14 protein-coding genes are annotated in these 14,592 nt (G+C 62.9%); 6 read left to right on the top strand and 8 right to left on the bottom strand.

The genetic code is table 11. The features are described from left to right. Positions 1-4: 4 nt before the first annotated feature. Entirely contained in the window at positions 5-1,996 is a 1,992-nt protein-coding gene (locus PMI04_RS07350) for an EAL domain-containing protein (protein WP_007704449.1), read from the bottom strand. A gap of 120 nt (positions 1,997-2,116) precedes the next feature. Between PMI04_RS07350 and PMI04_RS07345 the strand changes: the two genes are divergently transcribed. After that, on the top strand, positions 2,117-2,800 hold the full coding sequence (locus PMI04_RS07345; RefSeq protein WP_007704447.1) for a GNAT family N-acetyltransferase: 684 nt from the start codon (positions 2,117-2,119) through the stop codon (positions 2,798-2,800). Here the strand turns inward: PMI04_RS07345 and map are convergent, their stop codons facing one another. From map to groES, 4 genes are all read right to left on the bottom strand, one after another. Continuing rightward, positions 2,801-3,568, bottom strand: coding sequence for a type I methionyl aminopeptidase (gene map, locus PMI04_RS07340; RefSeq protein WP_007704445.1), 768 nt, complete (start codon positions 3,566-3,568; stop codon positions 2,801-2,803). Further along, the gene (locus PMI04_RS07335) at positions 3,565-3,777 is read right to left on the bottom strand and encodes a ParD-like family protein (protein WP_007704443.1); all 213 of its coding nucleotides are present in this window, start codon (positions 3,775-3,777) and stop codon (positions 3,565-3,567) included. Before PMI04_RS07335 ends, map begins: the two co-directional genes overlap by 4 nt. A gap of 146 nt (positions 3,778-3,923) precedes the next feature. Continuing rightward, complete coding sequence (gene groL, locus PMI04_RS07330) at positions 3,924-5,567, bottom strand: chaperonin GroEL (RefSeq protein WP_007704441.1); 1,644 nt, start codon at positions 5,565-5,567, stop codon at positions 3,924-3,926. Between the two features lie 50 nt (positions 5,568-5,617). Then, on the bottom strand, positions 5,618-5,905 hold the full coding sequence (gene groES / locus PMI04_RS07325) for a co-chaperone GroES (RefSeq protein WP_007704439.1): 288 nt from the start codon (positions 5,903-5,905) through the stop codon (positions 5,618-5,620). A gap of 1,194 nt (positions 5,906-7,099) precedes the next feature. Here groES and PMI04_RS07320 point away from each other — a divergent pair. Both PMI04_RS07320 and yghU read left to right on the top strand, forming a co-directional pair. Beyond that, entirely contained in the window at positions 7,100-7,537 is a 438-nt protein-coding gene (locus tag PMI04_RS07320) for a universal stress protein (RefSeq protein ID WP_007707761.1), read from the top strand. A 115-nt stretch (positions 7,538-7,652) separates the two neighbouring features. Beyond that, positions 7,653-8,522: a glutathione-dependent disulfide-bond oxidoreductase gene (gene yghU, locus PMI04_RS07315; protein ID WP_007707763.1), complete on the top strand. Its 870-nt coding sequence runs from the start codon at positions 7,653-7,655 to the stop codon at positions 8,520-8,522. 93 nt (positions 8,523-8,615) lie between these two features. Here yghU and PMI04_RS07310 read toward each other — a convergent pair whose 3' ends face one another. After that, entirely contained in the window at positions 8,616-9,227 is a 612-nt protein-coding gene (locus PMI04_RS07310; protein WP_007707768.1) for an NAD(P)-dependent oxidoreductase, read from the bottom strand. A 110-nt stretch (positions 9,228-9,337) separates the two neighbouring features. Between PMI04_RS07310 and PMI04_RS07305 the strand changes: the two genes are divergently transcribed. Then, the gene (locus tag PMI04_RS07305; protein WP_007707771.1) at positions 9,338-9,730 is read left to right on the top strand and encodes a helix-turn-helix domain-containing protein; all 393 of its coding nucleotides are present in this window, start codon (positions 9,338-9,340) and stop codon (positions 9,728-9,730) included. On the opposite strand, the gene PMI04_RS07300 is transcribed toward PMI04_RS07305, so the two are convergent. Next, a complete protein-coding gene (locus PMI04_RS07300) occupies positions 9,727-10,755 on the bottom strand; it encodes an acyltransferase (protein WP_007707774.1) in 1,029 nt (342 codons plus the stop codon). The genes PMI04_RS07305 and PMI04_RS07300 overlap by 4 nt on opposite strands. A gap of 154 nt (positions 10,756-10,909) precedes the next feature. Between PMI04_RS07300 and PMI04_RS07295 the strand changes: the two genes are divergently transcribed. Beyond that, positions 10,910-11,755, top strand: a complete 846-nt coding sequence (locus PMI04_RS07295) for a cupin-like domain-containing protein (RefSeq protein WP_007707785.1) — start codon at positions 10,910-10,912, stop codon at positions 11,753-11,755. A 105-nt stretch (positions 11,756-11,860) separates the two neighbouring features. After that, on the top strand, positions 11,861-14,161 hold the full coding sequence (locus PMI04_RS07290; protein WP_007707788.1) for an arylsulfatase: 2,301 nt from the start codon (positions 11,861-11,863) through the stop codon (positions 14,159-14,161). A gap of 109 nt (positions 14,162-14,270) precedes the next feature. Here the strand turns inward: PMI04_RS07290 and PMI04_RS07285 are convergent, their stop codons facing one another. Further along, the gene (locus tag PMI04_RS07285) at positions 14,271-14,588 is read right to left on the bottom strand and encodes a hypothetical protein (protein WP_007707792.1); all 318 of its coding nucleotides are present in this window, start codon (positions 14,586-14,588) and stop codon (positions 14,271-14,273) included. Positions 14,589-14,592: the final 4 nt, after the last annotated feature.

The following is a 14,592-nucleotide window of genomic DNA, read 5'->3' as shown; positions in this document are numbered from 1 at the left end:
GTATTCAGGCCAGGCGGCGCTGACGGATCACCGCCGCCATATCCACGACATCGGCCCTGCTCTGTCGGATCAGCACCAGCAACTCCTCCAGCGGGATCGGTCGGCTCAGCACGAAGCCCTGGACGTTGGTGAAGCCGATCTCGCGGGCGTAGCGCAGTTGTTCCTCGGTCTCGATCCCTTCGGCGACGGTTTCCACGTCGAGCGCCCGGGCGAGATGCGCAACGGACTGGGCGATGGCCCTGTCGCGCGGATTTTCGTCCACGCCCCGCATGAAGCTTTGGTCGACCTTGATCGTATCGAATTCATGGGTCCGCAGCGATCCAAGTGAGGAATAGCCGGTCCCGAAATCATCGAGCGCCAGCCGCAGCCCGATGCGCCGCAATTCGCCCAGGATAAGATGGGTGCGACGATCATCCTCCAGGAAGATCGATTCGGTGACTTCCAGTTCCAGCCGTCGGGCTTTCAGCCCGGATCCCAGCAATGCGGAAATGACCGATCGGGGCAGGCCATCGGTCTTGATAAGGGCAGGCGAGATATTCACTGCAACGCGAATATCCTCATGCCATAGCATGGCATCGCGGCAGGCCCGCTCGAGCGCCCAGTTGGTCATCGGCTCGATCAGGGCAGAGCTTTCGGCGATAGGAATGAACTCGGCCGGGGATATCCAGCCCAATTCCGGATGCTGCCAGCGCATCAGCGCCTCGCAGATCGTGATCCGACCGGTCTCGGTGTCGAATATCGGCTGATAATGAAGCTGCAGTTCGCCATTGGCCAGCGCCCCGCGCAGCCCCGTTTCCAGATCATAGGTGCGGTTCTGCCGCTCCTTCATGCTCCAGTCGAAACGGGCGTGACGGTTCCGGCCGGCATGCTTGGCCTTGTATAGGGCAAGGTCGGCATGCTGCAGCAGTTCATCACCGTCACAGCCATCCTCCGGCGCGATGGCAATCCCCATCGACGCGGTAACGGTGAGGTGATGGCCACCAACCTCAAAGTCTCCCCCCAGCACGCGCGCGATGTCGGCGGCAATCGTTTCCGCCTGGAAGCGCCCTGCCCCGGGGCAGATCAGTACGAATTCGTCGCCGCCAAAGCGCGCGACATGCCCGCGGCTATCCAGCGCACGGGTCAGCCGTTCCGCCACCTGGCACAATAGCTGATCGCCGACAATATGCCCCAATGTGTCGTTGATTTCCTTGAATCGGTCGAGATCCATCCACAGCACCGCCATCTCGTCCCGATCGGACATGCGGTGCTCGAACAGGTCTCGCAGGCGCATGTGCATCGCCATGCGATTTTCGACCCCGGTCAGGCTGTCGAAGCGGGCCAGCCGTTCAAACTTGATCGCCAGGTTCGTCTTCTCATGCTTGCCCTGCAAGGCTTCCAGCACGATCCGGTGCGTGGTCTTGGTGATTTCCGCCATGGCGAAGATCATCAGGAAGCAGAGGATACCCAGGATCACATAGCCCAGCCCGCCCGCAATGATCAGGCCGATCGAGGTCGGGAGCATGGTGAAACAGGTCTGCCCTACCGCGACATGTACACGCCCGGCATTGCGCCCGGAAATGCCGCCCGCATAGGAGGCGACCATGCCCACTGCCAGCACATGCAGGGTCGCATCCTTCGTGATGACCAGCGTCGCCAGCGCCTGAAGCCCGAGCAGCGCAGCATAAATCCACGCGCCCATCTCATAGGCGATGCCCCAGATCGGCCTGGCAGGGCCGTCCTTGTGGGCAAGTTGCCGCTGAAAATAGACTGCCGAGATCGATCGACTGATTCCCACCAGCAGGACCAGGCCGGCGATGATGTTCATCGGCATGGCAGCGGCCTGCCAGGCGATAACGATACTCAAAGAACCGCCTGAAATCGCACCGGAAAGTAGCGATGCGGGGGAGGCATATAGCGCCTTGACGAGGCTGTCCTGCACCTCAGCGCTCTGCTGGGTGCGGGGCGCGAAGCGCGCGCGCAGGACTGCGCTCAAATGGCGAATGAAGCGTGACACGTCGTAGCATATTGGTCGATCAGCCTTGCTATTTGGTAAATCATTCCCCCACCAAAGCAGATCAACTTGCGCCGGGGCACCTGCGGGGTAATGGGTCGTCTCCCGTCCCTGGAGCCCCGCATGCACCCGCTTGATCACCCCGTCTGGAATGCCCTTGTCAGCAGTTGGTCCCCCCTGATGCAGGGCGACGCCCTCGCAAAGCGGATCGACCCGCGCTACGGCCCGTTTGCGGCGGCGACCGATGCCGGCGCGCAGGCGCAGGCAGCACTGGCCGCACTGGTGCCGACGGATGGGGAATTGTGGCTGGTCGGTCCCGATGCGGTTACGCCACCACCCGGGCGAACGGTCGTCAGGACCGCCCTGCTGGCCCAGATGACCGCCACGGCGATCCTGCCCCGTCCTGCGTCTGCTCCATCCCCATGCTGGCGGATATTGGACGAGGCTGACGCCGCCGAAATGCGGACCCTGGCATTGCTGACAAAGCCCGGCCCCTTCCACCCCCTTACCCATCGCTTAGGCCGCTTCATCGGCGTGCATGACGCGGACGGCCGATTGGTTGCGATGGCAGGCGAGCGGATGCGCATGCCGGGCTTTGCGGAAGTCAGCGGCGTGTGCACCCACCCCGATGCGCGTGGCCGGGGCTATGCCGGCGCACTGATGCGAATCGTGATGCAGGCAATGCTGGACCGGGGGGAAACGCCTTTCCTCCATGCCTATGCCAGCCATGACAAGACGATCGCGCTCTATGAGACGCTGGGTTTCAATGTGCGGGCGCAACTGCCGATGATGGTGCTGACCGCCTGATCACGCGCGCGGCATCTCGTCGGGCCGCAGCGTCAGGACGCGCACGCCATTGGCGGTCACCGCGACGCTATGCTCGAACTGGGCCGACAGCTTGCCGTCGGTGGTAACGACGGTCCAGCCATCCTCTTGCGTGCGGACCATGCGGCGCCCCTGATTCAGCATCGGTTCGATCGTGAACACCATGCCCTCACGCAGGACAAGGCCTGTGCCGGGCTTGCCGAAATGCAGCACCTGCGGTTCTTCGTGCATCTCGCGACCAATGCCATGGCCGCAATAGTCGCGTACCACCGAATAGCCGGCGCGCTTGGCATGACGCTCGATCGCATGGCCGATATCGCCCAGACGCGCACCGGGACGGACCGCGCAGATCCCCTTCCACAACGCCTCATAACTTGTCTGCACCAGCCGGCGCGCGGCGGGCGACACATCGCCGATCATATAGGTCTTGCTGGAGTCGGCGATATAGCCGCCCTTTTCCAGCGTGACATCGAAGTTGACGATGTCGCCTGCCTCCAGCCGTTCCTGATCGGAGGGCACGCCATGGCAGACGACCTGATTGCGCGAGCAGTTGAGGACATAGCCATAGCCATATTGCCCCTTGCTGGCGGGGCGGGCGTGAAGCTGGTCGGTGATATAGGTTTCCACCAGATCATTGACCGCCATCGTCGTCATGCCGGCGAGCGCCAGCCCGTCGAGCAAGGTGAAGACGGACGCGAGCAGACGGCCCGATTCCGCCATCAGCGCGATTTCGTCGGGCGTCTTGATCATTCGAGCGCCACCCCGGCGGCGGCCGGTTCGACACCCGCTGCCTTGAGTTCGCGGATGACGATCTGCTGGAAGGTCATTTCCGGACTCAGCTCGCAGAGCATGCCGATCCTGATCCAGAAGGCCGCCTGGGCGTTGATCGAGCGATAGGAGGCCTTGCTCGCCTTGCGCAGTTGCTCGTGCAGTTCGTCCTCTATGTTGACGATACCCATGTTTCTTCCCGACATATACGAATCATATATGTTTCATATAGTCGCAAAAGCCGGCCGGGCAAGCGGGCACGAAAAAGGCCGGTGGATCGCTCCACCGGCCCCATTCTTTTCGCGTGAGCGAGAACTTCTGTTCGGTCGCGACCGAATTAGAAGTCCATGCCGCCCATGCCGCCCATGCCGCCCGGCATCGCGGGAACAGCCGACTTGTCTTCCGGCAGTTCCGAGATGGCGGCTTCGGTGGTGATCAGCAGACCAGCAACCGAGGCAGCGTTCTGGAGCGCGGTGCGCACGACCTTGGTCGGGTCGATGACGCCAGCGGCGACCAGGTTTTCATAGGTGTCGGTCGCCGCGTTGAAGCCGAACGAGGTGTCGTCCTGGTCGAGCAGCTTGCCCGAGACGACAGCGCCGTCCTGACCGGCGTTGCTGGCGATCTGGCGAACCAGAGCGGTCAGCGACTTGCGGACGATGTCGATGCCGCGGGTCTGGTCGTCATTGGCACCGGCAATACCGTCGAGAACCTTGGTCGCGTAGAGCAGCGCCGTACCACCACCGGGGACGATGCCTTCTTCGACGGCAGCGCGGGTCGCGTGCAGGGCGTCGTCGACGCGATCCTTGCGCTCCTTGACTTCGACTTCGGTCGCACCGCCAACCTTGATGACGGCAACACCGCCAGCCAGCTTGGCCAGGCGTTCCTGCAGCTTTTCACGGTCATAGTCCGAAGTGGTGACTTCGATCTGCGCACGGATCTGCTCGGTACGGCCCTTGATCGAGTCGGCATCACCGGCGCCATCGACGATGGTCGTGTTGTCCTTGTCGATGGTGACGCGCTTGGCGGTGCCGAGCATGCCCAAGGTGACGTTTTCGAGCTTGATGCCCAGGTCTTCCGAGATCACTTCGCCCTTGGTCAGGACGGCGATGTCTTCCAGCATGGCCTTGCGGCGATCGCCGAAGCCCGGTGCCTTGACCGCAGCAACCTTCAGGCCGCCGCGCAGCTTGTTGACGACCAGGGTCGCCAGCGCTTCGCCTTCGATGTCCTCGGCGATGATCAGGAGCGGACGGCCCGACTGAACCACGGCTTCCAGGATCGGCAGGATCGACTGCAGATTCGAGAGCTTCTTCTCGTGGATCAGGATGTAGGGATCAGCCAGCTCGACGGCCATCTTTTCCGGGTTGGTGATGAAGTAGGGCGACAGGTAGCCGCGGTCGAACTGCATGCCTTCGACAACGTCCAGCTCGAAGTCGAGACCCTTGGCCTCTTCCACGGTGATGACGCCTTCCTTGCCGACCTTTTCCATGGCTTCGGCGATCTTCTCGCCGACTTCCACGTCGCCATTGGCCGAGATGATGCCGACCTGGGCGACTTCGGCCGAACCCGAAACCGGCTTCGAGCGCGACTGGATGTCCTCGACAACCTTGGCGACGGCGAGATCGATGCCGCGCTTCAGGTCCATCGGGTTCATGCCGGCGGCAACCGACTTCATGCCTTCGCGCACGATGGCCTGGGCCAGGACAGTCGCGGTGGTGGTGCCGTCACCGGCGATGTCGTTGGTCTTCGAAGCGACTTCGCGCACCATCTGGGCGCCCATATTCTCGAACTTGTCCTTCAGTTCGATTTCTTTGGCGACCGACACACCGTCCTTGGTGATGCGGGGCGCGCCGAAGCTCTTGTCGATGACGACGTTGCGGCCCTTCGGGCCAAGGGTCACCTTGACCGCGTCGGCCAGGATGTCGACGCCGCGCAGGATGCGCTCACGAGCGTCACGCGAAAACTTTACGTCCTTCGCTGCCATGATCTTTTACCTTCTTGATAGGAGAATGGGGAAACGGAAAAGCGCGAGACTTAGGCGACGACGCCCAGGATATCGCTTTCCTTCATGATCAGCAGGTCTTCACCGTCGACCTTGACTTCGGTGCCCGACCACTTGCCGAACAGCACGCGATCGCCGGCCTTGACGTCCAGCGGGGTAACCTTGCCGTCTTCGGCCTTCGAGCCGGTGCCGACAGAAACGATTTCGCCTTCCTGCGGCTTTTCCTTGGCGGTGTCGGGGATGATGATGCCACCGGCCGTCTTCGCTTCCGCTTCAATGCGGCGAACGAGAACGCGGTCATGCAACGGACGGAATGCCATGATGATTGCCTTTCCCTTTGTGCTGGGATGGGTCCGGCGCGGCCCGCAAGAGGAATGTCCCCGTGCGATATTGTGCCCCGCCTTGTCCTTCTCCCGATGAACTCTCTCATTGTTAGCACTCGCCGATGGAGAGTGCTAGCGGCATGAATATGGAAAAGTCGTTTCGCAGGTCAAGGGCGGGACGGGATAAAAATTTTCGCCGTCCCGATGGATCGGGGATCGATCGGGCAGGCACGCAGGCCATAGCGCAATCACCCTGCCCCGTCATGCCGAGCGCGACGGACGGCACGACGATTGCGACGCGACAGCCGGCAGGGCGGGTGACAGCACAGGGCCACGCGCCTGTCGAAGTTCACAGTGTAAACGGGGTTTCCGGGGTCTTTGCACCGCCAACGCACCGGGAACGCGTCGACTACGCACCTGTCGCGCCTCGGGGGTATGGGGGTGCGGGTCAGTGGCGCGCGCTCATCATGCGCCGGCGAGGCGACGGCAACGCGACACATAGGCCCCTGCCGCGCGTCGATGAGGCTACAGGCGAGGCATAGGCGGCGATGCGAAGAAAGGTGCTGGTCCATTGCGCAGGATAGATCAGAAATCGGGCATGTAGGACAGTACCGGTGAAGCGAGCATCTCCGTCATTGCGAGCGGAGCGAAGCAATCCATCTCGCGCCAGTGGATTGCTTCGCTCCGCTCGCAATGACGATATCCGGCTTTGACAGCTAACGACCATTTTTAGACATTGATAGCCAACTGTTGAGCCGCCATAACCGGACGATATGAACGCAGCTATTTTCCTGCTGGCTGGGGCGGTTTTATTTGCTGCGCTGCTAGCGCGCGGCCTTATAACTGGGCAAATGCCTTCTTACGGCCTCTCGCCTATGCGCCAAGGGGAGCCGATGTTGTATTGGATGTATGCAGGGCGACTAACCGCACTGGCGCTTATTTTTGGGTTGGCCGCAATCAGCATGTGGCACTGACCAAAATTGCTCCGTTCCAGACTGACACCAGACATTCCGCTTCCCACCCCACTCGGTCATCCAGCGGCGGGTGGGAATGCCGCGCCTGCCCCCTCCCCCATTGCCCTAGGGTTGCGGCATGTCCTTATTCATGTCGCGTCGGGAATCTTTGATGGCTGGGGCATCCCGCGCGCGCATCGGTGGTTGGACGGCGCATAAGCGATAAGAGGAGAGCGTCATGCCCCATGTCACGATCATCGTTGCCGTCGACGTCAACACCCCTGACCTCGCCCGTGCCGCCATAGCCGGCGCGGCGGAAGTGGCCGGGGACGATACGGCCGTCCATCTTCTCTATGTCCGCTATTATCTGCCGACCCGCTATTCCGAGCTGCTGGACGGCAGTTTCGACGAGCATGAGGAGCGCGATGCGCTGGCGGCGATGAAGGCATGGGCGAGCGAGGCCGGGCTGGCGCCCGATCGCACCCATTTCCTGACCCGGCGCGGGCGGGTGCGCGACGAGGTATTGACCGAGGCGGCGCGGCTGAAGGCCAATCTGGTGGTGATCGGTTCGCACCAGCCCTCGCTCACCTCCAAGCTGCTGGGGTCCAATGCGTCGGCGATCATCCACCAGTCGCCGGTCAGCATATTGGTGGTGCGGACGCAGGCAGCGGAATAGCAGAAATAATCAACAGGGGTTGAGTGGCGCTCGGTTGCGGCGGGCGGGCGCCGTTCCTACCTGCCGGGCATCCCAGGCCTTTATTGGAACAGGCCCTTATCGGAGCGATGCCCGCATGACCGACAGCTATACCCCGCCCGCCGTCTGGATTTGGGACAAGGACAAGGGCGGCGCCTTTGCCAATATCAACCGGCCGATCGCCGGCGCCACCCATGACAAGCCATTGCCGGTCGGCCCGCATCCGCTCCAGCTCTATTCGCTGGGCACGCCCAATGGGCAGAAGGTCACGATCCTGCTGGAGGAGTTGCTGGAGGCGGGCGTCGCGCAGGCCGAATATGATGCCTGGCTGATCCGCATCGGCGATGGCGACCAGTTCGGCAGCGGCTTTGTCGACGTCAATCCCAACAGCAAGATCCCCGCGCTGATGGACCATAGCGTGTCGCCGCCGCAGCGCGTGTTCGAATCCGGTGCGATCCTGCTCTATCTGGCCGAGAAGTTCGGCAGGTTCCTGCCGACCGACCCGGCCAAGCGCACCGCGGCGCTGAGCTGGCTGTTCTGGCAGATGGGCAGCGCGCCGATCCTGGGCGGCGGCTTTGGCCATTTCTTCGCCTATGCGCCGGAAAAATACGAATATCCGATCAACCGCTACACAATGGAAGTGAAGCGGCAGCTCGACGTGCTGGACCGGCATCTGGCGGAGAATGACTATCTGGCGGGCGACGAATATTCGATCGCCGATATTGCGGTGTGGCCCTGGTATGCGGGCGTGCTGCTGAACCGGGTCTATGGCGCGGCGGAATTTCTGGACGCGGGCAGCTACACCCATGTGCTGCGCTGGGCGAACCAGATCGATGCGCGCCCGGCGGTGAAGCGCGGGAGGATCGTCAACAAGACCAACGGGCCGCTGGAGGATCAGCTGCACGAGCGGCATGATGCCGGCGACTTTGCCACGAAGACGCAGGACAAGCTGGAGGGGGTAGCTTAAGCCCCCGCTCGTCATCGCGAGCGAAGCGCGGCGATCCATGGATTGGTTGGGCGCTGCCCGCCTTCGGCCCGCTCCGCTCGCAATGACGAAGGATCAATAACCCACGGTGAAGCGCTGGCGGCTATGTTTCGGCGTTTCGATCTCGTCGGCGAGCGCGATGGCATAGTCGGCGTAGGAAATGCTGCTATTGCCCTCGCCATCGACCAGCAACTGATCGGTGCCGAGGCGGAAATGCCCCTTGCGATCGCCGACGAAGAACAGGGCGGAGGGCGAGAGGAAGGTCCAGTCGAGATCCTCGACGCCGCGCAGATAGGTGAGGAAATCGCCACCCCGGCCGGCTTCGGCCTTATAAGCTTCGGGGAATTCCGGCGTGTCGATCAGCTTGACGCCCGGCGCGACCTCCAGGCTGCCGGCGCCGCCGACCACCAGATAGCGCGCCACGCCCGACGCGCGGACCGCGCCGACCAGCGATGCCGGATCGGTGTCGGCGAACATCACGGCGCTCACCACCACATCATGGCCGGCAAGCAGCGCACTGAGCGCAGCCGCATCCTTGACGTCGCCGGCGATGGCGGTGACGCCGGCGTCCTGCACCGCATTTTCGGGATGGCGCGAGATCGCCGTCACCTGATGGCCGCGGCGGGCCAGTTCCGCGCTGATTTCCCGTCCCGCACGGCCGCTGCCGCCGATGATCGCGATCTTCATGTTCCATTCTCCATGGGTAGTTACTAATGGAAACCAGATAGCGATTGGGATATCATGGTCGCAAGAAGGCACCTTTCCATCACCAGGTTACGCCGAGGATACCGCCTGCCATGACCGCGCCCACGCCCCTGCCCCGGATCGGCGACGCCTATGATCCCGATTGCCCGACCCGCCATGTGCTGGACCGGATCGGCGACAAATGGGCGGTACTGGTGATGCTGACGTTGAAGGACGGGCCGGTGCGGTTCAACGATCTGCGCCGGCGGATCGGCGCGATCTCGCAGAAGATGCTGTCGCAGACGTTGAAAAGCCTGGAGCGCGACGGGCTGGTCAGCCGCGCCGCCTATCCCACAGTGCCGGTGACGGTGGAATATCGGCTGACGGACATGGCGCAGGGGCTGATCGGCATATTGGACCAGATCACCCGCTGGGCCGAGGGCCATGTCGGCGCGATCATGGACGCGCGCCGGGCGCATGACGCGCGGGAGGCCGAGGCCGCCTAACCGGCCTGGGTCGCACGCTCGCCCTGTGGCGCGGTACGATCGCGCCACCAGCGGTTGATGCGGCGGGCAGCGGGCCGCTCGACGCCATAGGTGAGCGCGCTTGCCAGCAGCAGCGAGGCAGCGGTTGCCAGCAGGAAGCCGATCCAGGTCGACAGGCCGGCGCGATCGACCAGGTTCATGATCGCCAGCCCGGCATTGTGATGGATGAGGTAGAGCGCGTAGCTGATCGCGCCCAGCCAGAGCAGCAGTCTGTGACGCAGGAAGGGCAGCCAGCCGCGCAGCATCGCGGCAAAGATCGCCACCACCAGCAGCGCCGCGACCAGATATTCGCGCGGGTCGGCCCAGGCCACGGTTACGAGCGCCGCCACGAAGAAGGGCACCTGCTGGCTCCAGCGGCGATGCCCCGACCAGATGCGGTAGAAGAGCATGCCGATGATGAAGAAGGGGATATAATCGAGCACCAGCAGCATGACGAGGCGGCTGGGCATCGCGTGCCAGCCGGCGATCGCCGCCTTGATCGCGAGCCAGCCGAGCAGCAGCCATTCGAGCCGGGCGAAGCCGCGCCCCATCCAGATCGCCAGCATGCAGCAATAGAAAGCGAGTTCGACGCCCAGCGTCCAATAGACGCCGTCGACTGCGGGCAGATAGAAATAGCCCTGCAGCATCGTCATGTTGACCGGGATCACCCAGGCCGGCGGCAGCAACTGGCCGGCGCCGAGCAGCAGGACGATGCCGATCGAGAGCGCCATCGCGGCCCAATAGACGGGATAGAGACGGGCGAAGCGCTTGACCGCGAAATCGGCGGCGCTGCGCGTCCCTTCCAGCGAGAAGGCGATGACGAAGCCGGAAATGGCGAAGAAGAGCAGCACGCCATAGCCGCCATGTTCGAACAGGGGCGGCAGGCGATGCCCTTGCGGGAAGAGCTTGGGATAGATGTTGAAATAGTGAAAGAGCAGCACGGAAAAGGCCGCGATGCCGCGCAACGCGTCCAGTTCCTGCAATCGCGTCCGACCCTGCCCCGTCATGCCATCCCTATTACGCCCCCACGCGATAAGATTGGGTAAATTCCGTTTCCACCCACCGCGACGCACATCATTGCATATCCCGGGACTTTTACCGCATCTTCAGGAAGACTTGGCAAGGGATTGCGCGTCATCTTGCTAAACGGGGGTAAGAAGAATGGATGTCCTGCCATCGCCATCGAAGCAGCTGTTCCAGAATATCTACCCGGAAACCGCCGGTCATCTTCTGCATCAGCTTGGCGATCATCCGCTGCTGACGCTCGATGCCATGGTTTCACTGGCGAGCCGGATGCAACCCCACACACTGGAGCATAATGGCGCGGTCGACGTGCCGCTGGGCACGCCGACGACCAAGCTGCCGCATAATGGCCTGACCACGCTGCAAACGATCGAGCAGATCGAGACCGCGCGGTCCTGGGTGCTGCTGCGCGAGATCGAGCAGGACCCGGCCTATGCTGCGCTGATGCGCGACGTGCTGGGCGAGATCGAGCCGCTGATCGCGGCGGTGACCGGACCGATGCACAAGCTGCGCGCCTATATCTTCATCTCCAGCCCGCAGGCGGTGACGCAACTGCATTTCGACCCGGAATATAACATCCTGTTCCAGGCGCAGGGCACCAAGACGATGACGCTGTTCCCGCCGGCCGACCCGGAGATTATCGGCCAGCGCTTCTTCGAGCATTATTATAGCGGCGGGCAGCGATACCTGCCCTGGCAGGATGCCTGGGCGGCGCGCGGCAACCCGATTCATATCGCGCCGGGCGAGGCCATTTATGTGCCGCTGTTCGCGCCGCACTGGGTGAAGGTGCATGACGCGGTGTCCATCTCGCTGTCGCTCACCTGGTGCAGTGAATATAGCATCGAGACGGCGGACGCGCACAAATTCAACCACAAGCTGCGCGGTTTCGGCCTCAATCCCGGCGCGCCCGTCCCCTTCCCCGGTCGCAACCGGATCAAATCGCTGGGCCATCGCGCGCTGGAAAAGGTGCCGTTCCTCCGGTGAAACCTGTAGTCGATTGCCCTTCCGCATGATCGGGGCATATCCCGATAGCCGCCCCTGCCCTGTCCCCTATGCTCGCCGCCCTGATCCATGTTCAGGGAGCCACCCATGCCTGTCGATCGTCCCGCCGAAACCCCCGATATCCTGCCGCGCCCGGACTTCCACTTCACTGGCGAGGTCGGCCGCACCTATCAGGATTCCGATCCGGCGACCTTCCCCCAGCCGGTACAGCCACCCGAGGGCGCGCCCAATATCGTGCTGATCCTGCTCGACGATGTCGGCTTCGGCCAGTTCTCAACCTTTGGCGGCGGCGTACCGTCGCCGACGATGGATCGGCTGGCGGCGGAGGGGCTGCGCTATAATTATTTCCACACCACCGCGCTCTGCAGCCCGACGCGCGCCGCCCTCATCACCGGGCGCAACCATCATTCGACCAGCTTCGCCGGCATCACCGAACTGGCCACCGGCTATGATGGCTATTGCTGCATCCTGCCCAGAAATTGCGGCACGATCGGCGAGGTGCTGCGCCAGAACGGCTATATGACCGCCTGGATCGGCAAGAACCACAACACACCGACCTGGGAAACCAGCGCCACCGGGCCGTTCGACCGCTGGGCCAATGGCCTGGGCTTCGATTATTTCTACGGCTTCAACGGCGGCGACATGAACCATTGGAATCCGATCCTGTTCGAGAATCGCGATCTTGTCCCCGCTTCGGAGGATCCCGACTATCACCTGACCGAAGATCTGGCCGACAAGGCGATCACCTGGGTCCGCAAGGTCAAGAGCATCGCGCCCGACAAGCCCTATTTCCTCTATGTCGCCCCCGGCGCCACCCACGCGCCGCACCATGCCTCGAACGAATGGGCGGACAAGTTCAAGGGCCAGTTCGATAGCGGCTGGGATGCCTATCGCGAGCAGACAATCGAACGGCAAAAGAAGCTCGGCGTCATTCCGGCCGATACCGATCTCACCACCCGGTCCAAGGGCCTGCCTGCCTGGGACAGCCTGAACGCCGACCAGCAGCGGCTTTACGCACGGATGATGGAAGTCTTCGCCGGCTATGGCGCGCAGGCCGATGTCGCGATGGGCCGGGTGATCGATGCGGTCAAGGAACTGCCCGACGCCGACAACACGATCATCATCTATATCGCCGGCGACAATGGATCGAGCGCCGAGGGCGGGATCGAGGGATCGCTGTGCGAGAATATGTTCTTCAACGGTTTCCCGGAGAAATGGGAAGATAATATCAAGGCGATCGACGAACTGGGCGGGCCGAAACACTTCAACCATTTCCCCTCCGCCTGGGCGCATGCGATGAACACGCCCTTCCAATGGACCAAGCAGGTCGCCAGCCATTTCGGCGGCACCCGCAACCCGATGATTATTTCCTGGCCCGATCGCATCAAGGATGCCGGTGCCCTGCGCAGCCAGTTTGTCCACACGATCGACATCGTGCCGACGCTCTACGAAGTCTGCGGCGTCACCGCGCCGAGCGAACTGAACGGCATCCAGCAAAAACCGATCGAGGGTGTCAGCTTCGCCGCCACTTTCGAGGACGGCCAGGCCTCCAGCCACCGCAAGACCCAATATTTCGAGCTGGGGGTCAATCGCGGTCTCTATCATGACGGCTGGATGGCTTCGGCCCCCTCGTTTATACCATGGGAACCCATTCGCGACCCCAACTGGGATCCCGACACGCAGGTCTGGGAACTCTACAAGCTCGACCAGGACTTTTCGCAGGCCCATGATCTTGCCGCCGAGTATCCCGACAAGCTGCGCACGCTCCAGGACATGTGGTGGGTCGAGGCCGCGAAATACAATGTCCTGCCGCTCGATTGGCGTGGGACGCAGCGTATGAATGCGGAGGCGATGGGCCGCCCCTCCATGGTCGGTCACCGCACCAAGGCCGTCTATTATGAAGGCCAGACCGCGCTGCCCGATGCCGCCTGCCTGCCGATGCTCAACAAGAGCTGGACGATCACCGCCGAGATCGAGATGCCCGACGACAAGGCCGAGGGGATGATCGTCACCCATGGCGGGCTGGAAGGCGGCTATGGCCTCTATCTGCGCGAAGGCAAGCCGGTCTTCGTCTATAATTTCCTCTCGGTCGATCGTCCCACTTTCACCGCGTCCAAAGCATTGGGCGCCGGCCGCCACACGCTGGTCGTCGATTTCGCCTATGATGGCGGCGGCATGGGCAAGGGCGCGAAGATCGCTATCTCCAGCGATGGCGCAGTGCTGGCCGAAGGGCGGATCGAGCGTTCGGTGCCGATCCAGTTCTCGCTGGGCGAAGGGCTGGACATCGGCATGGACACCGGATCGCCGATCGACTTCACCTACAAGCTGCCGTTCAAGTTCAGCGGCAAGATCGAAAAGGTGGAGATAGAGATCAAGCCGGGGAAATAGCCCCGGCGATCAGGCGCGCCGCGCAATTTTGGGCGGCGCATCGTTTCAAGCGGAAAAGGCGCGAGCCGGAGTGCTATGTCTCCGGCTCGCGCCTTTTTCCGTACGATGCTCAATTACCGTCGGCGTCGACCACGAACTGCATCGGCTTGCCGCGCGATTCCGGTTCCCAGCCGGCCGCCAGCGCCGCGCGCACCCCGCGCGCGACGATGGCGTCGTTGATCTGCAGCCGGCCGCGCGCCAGTCCTTTGAGCAGGCGCTTGGGCGGCGGAAATTCGAGCACGGCGCCGCGCTGCGTCCCCTGCTGCTGCAGGGCGACGGTCATGCCGCGCCAGCCATCGGCATCGCTCCATTGCGGTTCGCGCCGGAGTTCCCATTCATAATATGCGCCATCGACCAGGACGGTGCCGCTGTTGTTGCTATTTGACATGATG

The organism is Sphingobium sp. AP49, from assembly GCF_000281715.2.
GTDB lineage: Bacteria > Pseudomonadota > Alphaproteobacteria > Sphingomonadales > Sphingomonadaceae > Sphingobium.
The sequence above is the reverse complement of the archived record's forward strand: the minus strand, read 5'-3'. Positions and strand labels throughout refer to the sequence as shown.